This window comes from Streptomyces sp. NEAU-W12, assembly GCF_026242095.1.
In the GTDB taxonomy this organism is placed as follows: domain Bacteria; phylum Actinomycetota; class Actinomycetes; order Streptomycetales; family Streptomycetaceae; genus Streptomyces.
On sequence record NZ_JAPJDM010000015.1, the window covers coordinates 22,372 to 34,761 of the forward strand.

General features: G+C 72.5%; 13 protein-coding genes. 12 read left to right on the plus strand and 1 reads right to left on the minus strand.

Annotation, left to right across the window (positions count from 1 at the left end):
• Window positions 1-227 precede the first annotated feature (227 nt).
• The 7 genes from ORI94_RS19880 to ORI94_RS19910 all read left to right on the plus strand — a co-directional run bounded on the left by ORI94_RS19880 (window position 228) and on the right by ORI94_RS19910 (window position 6,757).
• Window positions 228-1,355 carry a ParA family protein gene (locus ORI94_RS19880; protein WP_266077433.1) on the plus strand — a complete coding sequence of 376 codons (1,128 nt, stop codon included), beginning with the start codon at window positions 228-230 and terminating at the stop codon, window positions 1,353-1,355.
• Window positions 1,352-1,906 (plus strand): hypothetical protein, encoded by a 555-nt coding sequence (locus ORI94_RS19885; RefSeq protein WP_078878251.1) that lies wholly within the window; start codon window positions 1,352-1,354, stop codon window positions 1,904-1,906. Before ORI94_RS19880 ends, ORI94_RS19885 begins: the two co-directional genes overlap by 4 nt.
• 18 nt (window positions 1,907-1,924) lie before the next feature.
• A complete protein-coding gene (locus ORI94_RS19890; RefSeq protein WP_266077435.1) occupies window positions 1,925-3,184 on the plus strand; it encodes a segregation and condensation protein A in 1,260 nt (419 codons plus the stop codon).
• Window positions 3,181-3,834, plus strand: a complete 654-nt coding sequence (gene scpB / locus ORI94_RS19895) for an SMC-Scp complex subunit ScpB (RefSeq protein WP_266077437.1) — start codon at window positions 3,181-3,183, stop codon at window positions 3,832-3,834. The genes ORI94_RS19890 and scpB overlap by 4 nt, the downstream gene beginning before the upstream one ends.
• Window positions 3,835-3,855: 21 nt before the next feature.
• Entirely contained in the window at window positions 3,856-4,926 is a 1,071-nt protein-coding gene (locus ORI94_RS19900; RefSeq protein ID WP_266077439.1) for a pseudouridine synthase, read from the plus strand.
• Window positions 4,927-5,009: 83 nt separating this feature from the next.
• Entirely contained in the window at window positions 5,010-5,729 is a 720-nt protein-coding gene (locus tag ORI94_RS19905; protein ID WP_266077442.1) for an NUDIX hydrolase, read from the plus strand.
• Window positions 5,726-6,757 (plus strand): ADP-ribosylglycohydrolase family protein, encoded by a 1,032-nt coding sequence (locus ORI94_RS19910; protein WP_266077444.1) that lies wholly within the window; start codon window positions 5,726-5,728, stop codon window positions 6,755-6,757. Before ORI94_RS19905 ends, ORI94_RS19910 begins: the two co-directional genes overlap by 4 nt.
• Window positions 6,758-6,790: 33 nt before the next feature.
• On the opposite strand, the gene ORI94_RS19915 is transcribed toward ORI94_RS19910, so the two are convergent.
• Window positions 6,791-7,483, minus strand: a complete 693-nt coding sequence (locus ORI94_RS19915) for a DNA polymerase beta superfamily protein (protein WP_266077446.1) — start codon at window positions 7,481-7,483, stop codon at window positions 6,791-6,793.
• 366 nt (window positions 7,484-7,849) lie between these two features.
• Here ORI94_RS19915 and aroH point away from each other — a divergent pair, with 366 nt between their 5' ends.
• From aroH to der, 5 genes are all read left to right on the plus strand, one after another.
• Window positions 7,850-8,212, plus strand: a complete 363-nt coding sequence (gene aroH / locus ORI94_RS19920; protein WP_266077448.1) for a chorismate mutase — start codon at window positions 7,850-7,852, stop codon at window positions 8,210-8,212.
• Window positions 8,209-9,294 (plus strand): prephenate dehydrogenase, encoded by a 1,086-nt coding sequence (locus tag ORI94_RS19925; protein WP_266077450.1) that lies wholly within the window; start codon window positions 8,209-8,211, stop codon window positions 9,292-9,294. The genes aroH and ORI94_RS19925 overlap by 4 nt, the downstream gene beginning before the upstream one ends.
• Before the next feature lie 151 nt (window positions 9,295-9,445).
• On the plus strand, window positions 9,446-10,126 hold the full coding sequence (gene cmk / locus ORI94_RS19930) for a (d)CMP kinase (protein ID WP_266077452.1): 681 nt from the start codon (window positions 9,446-9,448) through the stop codon (window positions 10,124-10,126).
• Complete coding sequence (locus ORI94_RS19935; protein WP_266077454.1) at window positions 10,123-10,770, plus strand: lysophospholipid acyltransferase family protein; 648 nt, start codon at window positions 10,123-10,125, stop codon at window positions 10,768-10,770. Before cmk ends, ORI94_RS19935 begins: the two co-directional genes overlap by 4 nt.
• A gap of 75 nt (window positions 10,771-10,845) precedes the next feature.
• Window positions 10,846-12,324, plus strand: a complete 1,479-nt coding sequence (gene der, locus ORI94_RS19940) for a ribosome biogenesis GTPase Der (RefSeq protein WP_266077456.1) — start codon at window positions 10,846-10,848, stop codon at window positions 12,322-12,324.
• Window positions 12,325-12,390 lie beyond the last annotated feature (66 nt).

A 12,390-nucleotide genomic window follows, 5' to 3' on the forward strand; every position in this document is an offset into this window, starting at 1 on the left:
GAAACCTGCCGTACGACGGTCGTACGCCCTTGACAGAGGGATGTTTCATTGTCGACACATCGAGTCGGGTCCGGCGGATTGTGTTGCTGCGGACCGCCGACACGCCATAGAGTCGCCAACCGTCGGCATGATGCCACGCTGACCTGTCTAGAAGTTTCCTGGTCACCAAGGAGGTAAGACGACTTGTGAATGAGTCGACATTTACTCCCGGGGGTGGTCACCCAGGAATGACTGCACGGGACCGGGGTTCCGCGGGGTCCTCCCCTGTCGGCTCCGTCGCCGTGCGCACCTTCGCAGCCCATCAGATCCAGCAGGCGACTCCCACTGCACACCAGAGCATGGATGGCCATCACGTGAACGCCATGGCCGGCGACGGAAGTGGCGCGCCCCACAACCAATTCGCCGACTACGACGAACTGCCCGAGGGGCACTTCTACGATCCCGACGCCGAGTACGAGCCGGATCCCGAGTACGCGGCCACCCTCGCGCCCGACGCGGCCCGCCAGCGCCGTGAACGCGTCGGCCCTACCGGACGCCCGCTGCCGTACTTCCCCATCCCGGGCCCGCTGACCGACCACGGCCCCGCGAAGATCATCGCGATGTGCAACCAGAAGGGCGGCGTCGGCAAGACCACGTCGACCATCAACCTGGGTGCCGCGCTCGCGGAGTACGGACGCCGGGTGCTGCTCGTCGACTTCGACCCGCAGGGCGCGCTGTCGGTCGGACTCGGCGTCAACCCGATGGAACTCGACCTCACCGTCTACAACCTGCTCATGGAGCGGGGCATGGCGGCCGACGAGGTGCTGCTGAAGACGGCGGTCCCCAACATGGACCTGCTGCCCAGCAACATCGACCTGTCGGCGGCCGAGGTCCAGCTGGTCTCCGAGGTCGCCCGCGAGTCGACCCTGCAGCGCGCCCTGAAGCCGCTCATGGACGACTACGACTACATCGTGATCGACTGCCAGCCCTCGCTCGGCCTGCTCACGGTCAACGCGCTGACGGCCGCGCACAAGGTGATCGTGCCCTTGGAGTGCGAGTTCTTCGCCCTGCGCGGTGTGGCCCTGCTCACCGAGACCATCGAGAAGGTCCAGGAGCGGCTCAACCCCGAGCTGGAGCTCGACGGGATCCTCGCCACGATGTACGACTCGCGCACGGTGCACAGCCGTGAGGTGCTCGCGAGGGTCGTCGAGGCCTTCGACGACCACGTCTACCACACGGTCATCGGGCGTACGGTCCGCTTCCCGGAGACCACCGTCGCCGGTGAGCCGATCACCACGTACGCGTCCAACTCCGTCGGTGCCGCCGCCTACCGCCAGCTTGCCAGGGAGGTGCTCGCCCGGTGTCACGCCGAGTGAGTCTGCCGGGGGCCGACGAACTCTTCCGTACGACAGGGGGGATGGCGCTCCAGGCGTCCACCCCCAGGCGCCAGGGGGGCGGTGAGGCCCGGGTCCCCGCTCCCGCGGGGGAGGGCGACGCGGCCGCGGCCCAGGAGGACACTCCGCAGTCGGTGCCCGCGCAGGGTGGTGACGGAGAGGGCGCCGAGCACGTCGCCACGGACGCGGAGCCGGCCGAAGCGGGCGAGTCCCGCAGCCGCGCCGCGCCGGAACGCTCCGCGCGACGGCAGGGCGCGCCGGAGGGGCCGGCCGCGGAGGCGGCCCCGCGCAAGCGCGGAAGAGCGGCGGCCCGGCGGCCCAGCGGCCGCGAGCGGCACGACGAGAAGATCACGGTGTACGTGTCCGCCGAGGAGCTCATGGACCTCGAGCACGCCCGTCTGGTACTCCGGGGGGAGCACGGCCTGGCCGTCGACCGGGGCAGGATCGTCCGCGAGGCGGTCGCCGTGGTCCTCGCCGACCTCGAAGCCCGCGGAGACGCCAGCATCCTCGTACGACGCCTGCGGGGACGGTAGCGGTAGCCTGCGGAGGCCATGACCTCGAACGACACCCCCGCCACCGGCCGCAGTCCGCGGCCCGGCCGCCGTCGCGCGCTGGGGCGGGGGCCGGGCGCGGCGCCGCCCGCCGCGCGGCCCGCGGACGCGGGAGTGGAGACGGACACCGAGGGCACCGAGAGGGAAGCGGCGGCCGGCGCCCACCGTGCGGCCGCGCCCCCCGCCGCGGTCCGGGCTCCGGTTGCCGCACGGACTCCGGGGCCCGCACCGGCCGACCGGGACGACGTACCGGGTCCGGACGCCGGTCCGCCGTTCGGGACGGCACTCGCGGCTCCCGGGACGGGCGACGGTCCGGCCGGACCCGGCACGGCACCTGTGGCGGCCTCCGGTGCCGGGGCGGCCGACGAGGCCACGGCGGCCGGGGCGGCCGAGGCGGCCGAGGCGGAGGACGACGGCCGGTTCAAGGTCCGGTTGTCGAACTTCGAAGGGCCTTTCGACCTGCTGCTTCAGCTGATCTCGAAGCACAGGCTGGACGTCACCGAGGTCGCGCTGTCCAGGGTGACCGATGAGTTCATGGCGTACATCCGGGCGCTGGGACCGGACTGGGACCTGGACGAGACGACCGAGTTCCTGGTCGTCGCGGCCACGCTGCTCGACCTCAAGGCGGCCCGCCTGCTGCCCGCCGCCGAGGTGGAGGACGAGGCGGACCTCGCCCTGCTGGAGGCCCGGGACCTGTTGTTCGCCCGTCTGCTCCAGTACCGCGCGTACAAGCGGATCGCGGAGATCTTCAGCCGGCGGCTGGACGAGGAGGCCCGGCGACACCCCCGTACCGTGGGGCTCGAGCCGCAGCACGCCGAGCTGCTGCCCGAGGTCGTCATCGGTATCGGCGCGCAGGGGTTCGCGAGGCTCGCCGTCAAGGCGATGCAGCCCAGGCCCAAGCCGCAGGTGTACGTCGACCACATCCACGCGCCGCTGGTCAGCGTGCAGGAGCAGGCCGGGATCGTGGTCGCGCGGCTGAAGGAGCTCGGCGAGGCCGGTTTTTGGACCCTGACCGAGGACACGGACGACACGCTGACCGTCGTCGCCCGGTTCCTCGCGCTCCTGGAGCTGTACCGGGAGAAGGCCGTCGCCCTCGACCAGGAGACCGCGCTCGGTGAACTGACCGTGCGCTGGACGGGCGGCGACGGGGACGCCGCCCCCACGGTCACCGACGAGTTCGACCGCCCGCCCGGGCCACCGGAAGAACCGCAGAAGGAGCCGCAGGAGCCGCAGAAGGAGAAAAGGGAGGGCAAGACGTGAGTGAGGACACAGTCGCTGTCCCCGCGGGGCTGGGCACCGCCGCGGACCTCGACCTGAGGCCCGCGCTCGAGGCGGTTCTCATGGTCGTGGACGAGCCCGCGACCGAGGAGTACCTGGCGAGGATTCTGGAGCGGCCCGAGCGGCAGGTCGCGGACGCGCTCCGCGCGCTGGCCGACGAGTACACCGTCCAGGGCCGCGGCTTCGAGCTGCGGCTCGTCGCCGGCGGCTGGCGTTTCTACAGCCGTCCCGAGTACGCCGCGGCCGTCGAGGGCTTCGTCCTGGACGGCCGGCAGGCCCGGCTCACCCAGGCCGCCCTGGAAACCCTCGCCGTGGTCGCCTACCGCCGGCCGGTCAGCCGCAGCAGGGTCTCCGCCGTGCGCGGAGTGAACTGCGACGGCGTCATGCGCACCCTGCTGCAGCGCGGTCTGGTCGAGGAGGCGGGCACGGAACCCGAAACAGGTGCGATCCTGTACACGACGACGAACTACTTCCTGGAGCGGATGGGCCTGCGCGGTCTGGACGAGCTCCCGGAGCTCGCGCCCTTCCTCCCCGAGGCGGAGGCGATCGAGGCCGAGACCCAGGAAGCCGTACCGTCGTTCGATCCGGACGCCCCGGACCCGGACGACGGCCCATCCGACGAACACGCCTAAAACGACAACGACGGACATGTGATGCGAAGCAGCGGCAGCGGCAAGAGCGGTGGACGCGGTAACCCCCGCGGTTCCGGCGGCAACAGGGACCAGAAGCAGGGGCAGGGCCGCCCCCGCAAGCCCCGCCCGGAGGAGCGCCGCTACGACGTGGGGCCCGGGGCCACCAAGGAGGGCCCGAAGTCCGGCCGCACCGGCGCCAAGCCGTCCGGTGGCTTCTCCCAGGGCTCCCGGTCCGGGCAGAAGGGCGGCGGGGGCCGTACCGTTCCCGGCCGCTCGCGCGAGTACGAGACGCGGATCGAGGAGCGCAACCGCGACCGGTACGCGGAGAAGAAGGACGTCAGGCCCCCGAAGACCTTCCCGGGCGCCGAGCAGGAGGGCGAGCGACTGCAGAAGGTCCTCGCCCGCGCGGGGTACGGTTCCCGGCGCGCCTGCGAGGAGTTGATCGAGCAGGCGCGGGTCGAGATCAACGGCGAGATCGTGCTGGAGCAGGGCCGCCGGGTCGACCCCGAGAAGGACGAGGTCAAGGTGGACGGGCTGACCGTCGCCACCCAGTCCTACCAGTTCTTCTCGCTGAACAAGCCCGCCGGTGTCGTCTCCACGATGGAGGACCCCGAGGGGCGTCAGTGCCTCGGCGACTACGTCACCAACCGGGAGACCCGGCTGTTCCACGTCGGCCGGCTCGACACCGAGACCGAGGGCGTCATCCTGCTCACCAACCACGGTGAGCTGGCGCACCGGCTGACCCACCCGCGCTACGGGGTGAAGAAGACCTACCTCGCGCACATCGTCGGTCCGGTCCCGCGCGACCTGGGCAAGCGGCTGAAGGACGGCATCCAGCTGGAGGACGGTTACGCGCGCGCGGACCACTTCCGCATCGTGGAGCAGACCGGCAAGAACTACCTCGTCGAGGTGACCCTGCACGAGGGGCGCAAGCACATCGTGCGCCGCATGCTCGCCGAGGCGGGCTTCCCGGTCGACAAGCTGGTGCGCACCGGCTTCGGGCCGATCACCCTGGGCGACCAGAAGTCGGGCTGGCTGCGGCGGCTGTCGAACACCGAGGTCGGCATGCTGATGCAGGAAGTCGAGCTCTGAGGCGCGGAGGCTGAGACCCGGGGCTTGTGAGGGAACCACACCCCCTTTTATAGTCGTCCTGACTATAAAAGGGGGTGTGGTTCATGGCCGGCTACGACAAGTACGCCTACGAGCCCTTCGCCGTCACCGTCGACCTCGCTGTTCTCACGCTCCGCGAGGGCTCGCTGCGCGTCCTGCTCGTCGAGCGCGGCGAGGAGCCGTACGCGGGCCGCTGGGCCCTGCCGGGCGGGTTCGTGCAGCCGGACGAGTCGGCGGAGAGCGCCGCCCGGCGTGAACTCGCCGAGGAGACCGGGCTGACGGACGTGTCCGGACTGCATCTGGAGCAGTTGCGGACCTACAGCGAACCCGGCCGCGATCCGCGGATGCGGGTCGTCTCGGTCGCCTTCACCGCGCTGCTGCCCGACGCGCCCGAGGTGCGCGGCGGCAGCGACGCGGCGCAGGCCCGCTGGATGCCGCACGGCTCCGCGCGGGCGCTCGCCTTCGACCACGACCGGATCCTGGCCGACGCCCGCGACCGCGTCGGCGCCAAGCTCGAGTACACCTGCCTCGCCACCGCCTTCTGCCCGCCCGAGTTCACCCTCGGCGAGTTGCAGCAGGTCTACGAGACCGTGTGGGGCACCACGCTCGACCGGCCCAACTTCCGGCGCAAGGTGCTCGCCTCCCCGGGCTTCGTCGAAGCGGTCCCGGGGGCCGCACGCCTCACCGGCGGCCGGGGCAAACCCGCCGCGCTCTACCGGGCCGGCACCGCCACCGCCCTCCACCCGCCGCTGCTCCGGCCCACTCCGGAAGGACGTCCCGCATGACCACCACCGTCACCAAGCGTGCCGCCACGGGCGCCCTCACCGGCCTCGCCCTCGGGGACGCGCTCGGTTTCCCCACCGAGTTCAACGACGTCCCCTCGATCCTCGCCACGTGCGGGCCGTGGCGCGGGATGGAGCTCCCGACGCCCGCGACCGTCACCGACGACACCCAGATGACGCTCGCCCTGGGGCGCGGGCTGCGCACGGCGATGGACCGGGGACGGCTCGCTCCGAAGCGGCTGGAGCGGCCGGTGCGCGAGGAGTTCGTGGACTGGTACCGCTCGCCCGAGAACAACAGGGCGCCCGGGAGCACCTGCCTCAAGGCATGCCACCTGCTGGCCGGGGAGGACCGCCCCTGGCAGGACGCCAGCCAGGTCGGCTCCAAGGGCTGCGGCGCCAACATGCGGGTCGCCCCCCTCGGACTCGCCCCCGGGCTGAGCGAGGAACAGCGCGCGGGCGCCGCCCAGTTGCAGTCGGCCCTCACCCACGGGCACCCGACCGCGCTCGCCGCCTCCGACCTCACCGCCCACGCCGTACACCTGCTCGCCGAAGGTGCCGAACCGACCGGGCTGATCGGCCTGCTGCGCTCCTACGCCTACGAGAACCGCACCCGTTACCACGCGGTGTGGCTCGGTGATCTGTGGACCCGCACGGGGGACCCCAGCCCCGAACACTTCATCACGCGCGGCTGGGACGAGTGCCTGGAGGTCCTGGAACGCCTCCAGCGCGCCGTGCGCACCGTCTCGCCGGAGACCGACCCGTGCCTGGCGACGGGGGAGGGCTGGATCGCGGAGGAGGCCCTGGCGACCGGGCTGCTGTGCTTCCTGCTCTTCGTCGACGAACCGCTCACCGCCCTGCGCCGCGCCGCCTGCACCTCTGGCGACTCCGACTCCATCGCCTGCCTGGCGGGTGCCTTCGCGGGCGCGCACCTCGGGGCGGACGCCTGGCCGAACGCCTGGGCCGACCGCATCGAGTACCGGGACGAACTGCTGGCGCTGGGGGCGCTCTGGGATGCCGGGGAAAGGCCCTGACAGGGGCCCGGGAGAGCCTCTGAGCGGTCGCCCCTACGGTGTCCGCAGGGCGGAGGCCCGGCGGGCACCGACGAGGAAGTCCTCGACCCGGCGGCGGTCGGGCCGTGCCGGGAGCGTCGTACGGCGCAGCGCCTCACCGGCCTCCCGCTCCAGCCGGGTCATCCGGGCCTCGACCTCGGACCAGGGAACCTCGCCCCGCTTCACCGCGAGCAACGGCTCGCGCCGCTCGCCCACGTCGACGGTGAGCTCGCCGGTGCGCAGCACGTCGCGGGCGGAGGCCAGCAGACGGAGCAGATGCATCGCGTGCTTCCAGCGGGGCGCCCCGTGGACGCGGACGTCGGCCTCGAGTCTGCGGCGCTGGCCGTACGCGTACCGGGTGAACGTCTCGTGGATCCGGCGCGAGAGGAACGCGCCGCGCAGGGCGAGCAGTTCGCGGCCGGTGTCGTCGGCGTACTCCACGAGCGGTGAGTGCAGGCATTCCAGGATGTTGGGATCGGCGCGCAGGGCCAGCTCGCAGAAGCGTTCCAGCTCCCAGCTGAACTGCTCCTCGGCCGGTCCCTCGACATGGGCCGGCGGCTTCTCGAAGCGCCAGAACAGGGGAGTGGGGGCGAGGAAGACGCCCCGGCGGTCGGTGTCGCTGCCCTCCGTGGCCAGACCGAAGGCACGCGAGCCCATGACGCAGGCGTAGACCGTGTGGTCGCGGACCAGGTACTCGGCGGAGTGCATGCCCGGGAGCGTACGGGCCGGCTCGCGCCGGGCGAACCGGATTTCCCACCACCGCGATCCGCTTTCCGGCCCGTCGGGCGGTCCGGCGCTGCCGCGCCCGTTGCGAGAGGGGCCGTGCGTCGCGCCGGGCCGGCCGTGCCGTCACCCCGGAGGGAGGGCCCCGGGCGGTTCCTGGGGGAGCGGAGCACTTGTCCGTCCCCTGTCTCGGCTGTCTCGGCCGTCTCGACGGCCGGGCGCCGGACGCCGGCCGTGCCCGTTCTGGCTAGGCTGGACGACCGGACGGCCGGCATGCGCGCCGGTACGCCCGGCAATCCCGGCACGTCCGAGACATCCGGCACATTCAGCACGTCAGCAAGGAGCATCGCCGTGGCGGTACGAGCGGTCCGGGGCGCCGTCCAGCTCGAGCGGGACGAGGCGGGCCACATGGAGGAACAGGTCGGCGCGTTGCTCACCGCGGTGCTCGAGCGCAACGGTCTGGCCACGGACGACCTGATCAGCATCTGGTTCACGGCCACGCCCGACCTGCACAGCGACTTCCCGGCCGCCGCCGCCCGCAAGCTCGGCATCGTCGACGTCCCCCTGATCTGCGCCCAGGAACTGGACGTCGAGGGCGCCCTGCCCCGCGTCGTCCGCATCCTCGCGCACCTGGAGTCCGACCGGCCGCGCGCCGACATCGCCCACGTGTACCTCGGCGCCGCGGCGGCCCTGCGCAAGGACATCGCCCAGTGAGAACCGCACTCGTCATCGGTACCGGACTGATCGGCACGTCCGCCGCCCTCGCCCTGTCCCAGCGGGGCGTCACCGTCCACCTCGTCGACCACGACCCGGAGCAGGCCCGTACGGCCGCCGCGCTCGGCGCCGGTACCGACGGCGCCCCCGAGGGGCCGGTGGACCTGGTGATCGTCGCCGCCCCGCCCGCCCACGTGGCCGGAGTGCTCGCCGACGCCATGGAGCGCGGCCTGGCACGCGGCTACATCGACGTCGCCAGTGTCAAGGGCGGGCCGCGCCGTGAACTGGAGCAGCGGGGCCTCGACCTCTCGGCGTACATCGGTACGCACCCCATGTCCGGCCGTGAGAAGTCCGGCCCGCTGGCCGCCGGCGCGGATCTCTTCGAGGGCCGCCCCTGGGTGCTCACGCCCACCCGGGACACCGACACCGAGGTGCTGAACCTCGCCCTCGAACTGGTCTCGCACTGCAGGGCCGTCCCGGTCGTCATGGAGGCCGACGCCCACGACCGTGCCGTGGCCCTCGTCTCCCACATGCCGCACCTGGTGGCCAGCATGGTCGCCGCGCGCCTGGAACACGCCGAGGAGGCCGCCGTACGGCTGTGCGGTCAGGGCATCCGGGACGTGACCAGGATCGCCGCCTCCGACCCCCGGATGTGGATCGACATCCTCTCCGCGAACCCGGGTCCGGTCGCCGACCTGCTCACCGACATCGGCGCCGACCTGGAGGAGACCGTACGGTCCCTGCGCGCGCTGCAGTCCTGCGACGAGGACAAGCGGCGCGAGGGCAGCACCGGCGTCGAGGGCGTGCTGCGCCGCGGCAACGCGGGCCAGGTCCGGGTCCCGGGCAAGCACGGCTCGGCCCCGCGTGCGTACGAGATCGTGGCGGTGCTCATCGACGACCAGCCGGGCCAGCTGGCACGCATCTTCGCGGACGCCGGCCGCGCGGGTGTCAACATCGAGGACGTCCGGATCGAGCACGCGACCGGGCAGCAGGCCGGCCTGGTGCAGCTCATGGTGGAGCCCAAGGCGGCTGCGGTGCTCACCGCGGCGCTACGGGAACGGGGCTGGTCGATCCGGCAGTGACACCTGCCGGACGGCGGCGGCGGGCAGTGAGCGCGGGGGTGACGGGCTGCCGGGCCCGGGTACGGCCGATCGGGGGACGCACACCCAGTAACCTTGTGCGGGGCACTCGCACGCCCCGCCCCCGGCAGCCAGGTCCAGGAAGGTCCCCACTGTGGAAAGCTCCACGCCAGTGATTGTCGCCATCGACGGCCCGTCCGGCACGGGCAAGTCGAGCACGTCGAAGGCGGTGGCGGCACAGCTCGGCCTGAGCTACCTGGACACCGGCGCCCAGTACCGGGCGATCACCTGGTGGATGGTCACCAACGGCATCGACACCGCCGACACCGCCGCGATCGCCGCCGCGGCCGGCAAGCCCGAGATCGTCTCCGGCACCGCCCCGGAGAGCCCCGCCATCACGGTCGACGGTGTCGACGTGGCCGGCCCGATCCGCGAGCAGGACGTCACCTCCAAGGTCAGCGCGGTCAGCGCGGTCCCCGAGGTGCGCGCCCGGATCACCGAGCTGCAGCGCACGATCGCCGCCTCCGCCGTCACCGGCATCGTCGTCGAGGGACGGGACATCGGGACCACCGTGCTGCCCGACGCCGACCTGAAGATCTTCCTCACCGCCTCCCCGGAGGCGCGGGCCGCCCGCCGCAGCGGCGAGCTCAAGGGCGCCGACCTGCACGCCACGCGCGAGGCCCTGGTCAAGCGGGACGCGGCCGACTCCAGCCGCAAGACCTCCCCGCTGGCCAAGGCGGACGACGCGGTTGAGGTGGACACCACCGACCTGTCCCTGCACCAGGTCATCGAGTGCGTCGTCACCCTCGTCGAGGAGAAGCGAGCCGGCCGGTGACCGGGCTTCCGTCGGCGCGGGGCGCCGAGGTCGGGCGGCGTATCGGCGTCGGCCTGATGTACGGCTTCTGGAAGCCGCGCGTGCTGGGCGCCTGGCGGATGCCCACGGCCGGCCCGGTGCTCCTCGCCGTGAACCACTCCCACAACATCGACGGCCCGATGGTCATGGGCGTGTCGCCCCGGCCGACGCACTTCCTGATCAAGCGGGAGGCGTTCGTCGGGCCGCTCGACCCGTTCTTGACCGGCATCGGCCAGGTGAAGGTGGACCGGAACACCACCGACCGCACGGCCATTTCCCGGGCGCTGGGCGTCCTGGAGCAGGGCGGCGTCCTCGGCATCTTCCCCGAGGGCACCCGCGGGGAGGGCGACTTCGCCGCGCTGCGCGCGGGGCTCGCCTACTTCGCCCTGCGCGGCGGCGCGCCGATCGTGCCCGTCGCGGTCCTGGGAAGTTCCGGGCGGGGCGGACGGTTGATAAGGACGCTGCCCCCGCTGCGCTCCCGCGTCGACGTCGTCTTCGGCGACCCGTTCGACGCGGGCGACGGCAGCGGCAGGCGCACCCGCAAGGCGCTGGACGAGGCGACCGAGCGCATCCAGAAGCAGCTCACCGCGCACCTGGAAAACGCCAGGCGTCTCACCGGGCGTTAGCGGACACTGAGTAGTGGAACACCCGGAATCGGGTGTTCCACCGACCACCACGATGGACAACGAGGTACGGACTTCATGAACGACCACATCCAGCCCGACGGCTCGGCCGAGCACGAGCACGAGCACGGGGCGCTCGGCGACGCCGAGTTCGCGGAGTTCATGGAGCTCGCCGCGGAGGAGGGCTTCGACCTCGAGGACGTCGAGGGCGCCATCGAGGCGGCCGGACACGGCCCGCTGCCGGTGCTCGCCGTCGTCGGCCGGCCCAATGTCGGCAAGTCGACCCTGGTGAACCGCATCATCGGCCGCCGCGAGGCGGTCGTCGAGGACAAGCCGGGCGTCACCCGCGACCGCGTCACCTACGAGGCCGAGTGGTCGGGCCGCCGCTTCAAGGTCGTCGACACCGGCGGCTGGGAGCAGGACGTCCTCGGTATCGACGCCTCCGTGGCGGCGCAGGCCGAGTACGCGATCGAGGCGGCCGACGCCGTGGTGTTCGTGGTGGACGCCAAGGTGGGCGCGACCGACACCGACGAGGCCGTCGTCCGGCTGCTGCGCAAGGCCGGCAAGCCGGTCGTCCTGTGCGCCAACAAGGTGGACGGCCCGAGCGGCGAGGCCGACGCCTCCTACCTGTGGGCCCTGGGCCTGGGCGAACCGCACCCGGTCTCCGCCCTGCACGGCCGCGGCACCGGCGACATGCTGGACCAGGTCCTGGAGGCGCTGCCCCAGGCCCCCGCGCAGACCTTCAACGCCGCGGTCGGCGGCCCGCGCCGGATCGCCCTGATCGGCCGCCCGAACGTCGGCAAGTCCTCGCTGCTGAACAAGGTCGCCGGTGAGGAGCGCGTCGTCGTCAACGAGATCGCCGGAACCACCCGGGACCCCGTCGACGAGCTGATCGAGCTGGGCGGAAAGACCTGGAAGTTCGTCGACACCGCGGGCATCCGCAAGCGTGTCCACCTCCAGCAGGGCGCCGACTACTACGCCTCGCTGCGTACCGCCGCCGCCGTCGAGAAGGCCGAGGTCGCCGTCGTCCTCCTCGACGCCGCCGACTCCATCTCGGTGCAGGACCAGCGCATCGTCACCATGGCCGTCGAGGCGGGGCGCGCGATCGTCCTCGCATTCAACAAGTGGGACACCCTCGACGAGGAGCGCCGCTACTACCTGGAGCGGGAGATCGAGACCGAACTCGGCCAGGTCGCCTGGGCGCCGCGGGTGAACGTGTCGGCCCGCACCGGACGCCACATGGAGAAGCTGGTACCGGCGATCGAGACGGCCCTGGCGGGCTGGGAGACCCGCGTCCCGACGGGGAGGCTGAATGCCTTCCTCGGCGAGCTGGTCGCCGCCCACCCGCACCCCGTGCGGGGCGGCAAGCAGCCGCGCATCCTGTTCGGTACGCAGGCGGGCACCAGGCCGCCGCGGTTCGTGCTGTTCGCCTCCGGCTTCATCGAGGCGGGCTACCGACGGTTCATCGAGCGCCGGCTGCGCGAGGAGTTCAGCTTCGAGGGCACCCCCATCCACATCTCGGTGCGGGTGCGCGAGAAGCGCGGCAAGAAGAAGTGACGTAACGACGGCGGGCCAGGGGGGGGGGGGGGGGGCGGGCCGGGGCCCCCCCCCCCCCCCGGGCCG

Excerpts from the sequence above, each read along its gene's own strand:
- der (WP_266077456.1), top strand. The coding sequence starts at position 10,846 with ATGAACGACCACATCCAGCCCGACGGCTCGGCCGAGCACGAGCACGAG.
- ORI94_RS19880 (WP_266077433.1), top strand. The coding sequence starts at position 228 with ATGACTGCACGGGACCGGGGTTCCGCGGGGTCCTCCCCTGTCGGCTCC.
- ORI94_RS19905 (WP_266077442.1), top strand. The coding sequence starts at position 5,010 with ATGGCCGGCTACGACAAGTACGCCTACGAGCCCTTCGCCGTCACCGTC.
- ORI94_RS19900 (WP_266077439.1), top strand. The coding sequence starts at position 3,856 with ATGCGAAGCAGCGGCAGCGGCAAGAGCGGTGGACGCGGTAACCCCCGC.
- ORI94_RS19915 (WP_266077446.1), bottom strand. The coding sequence starts at position 7,483 with ATGCACTCCGCCGAGTACCTGGTCCGCGACCACACGGTCTACGCCTGC.
- ORI94_RS19910 (WP_266077444.1), top strand. The coding sequence starts at position 5,726 with ATGACCACCACCGTCACCAAGCGTGCCGCCACGGGCGCCCTCACCGGC.
- ORI94_RS19890 (WP_266077435.1), top strand. The coding sequence starts at position 1,925 with ATGACCTCGAACGACACCCCCGCCACCGGCCGCAGTCCGCGGCCCGGC.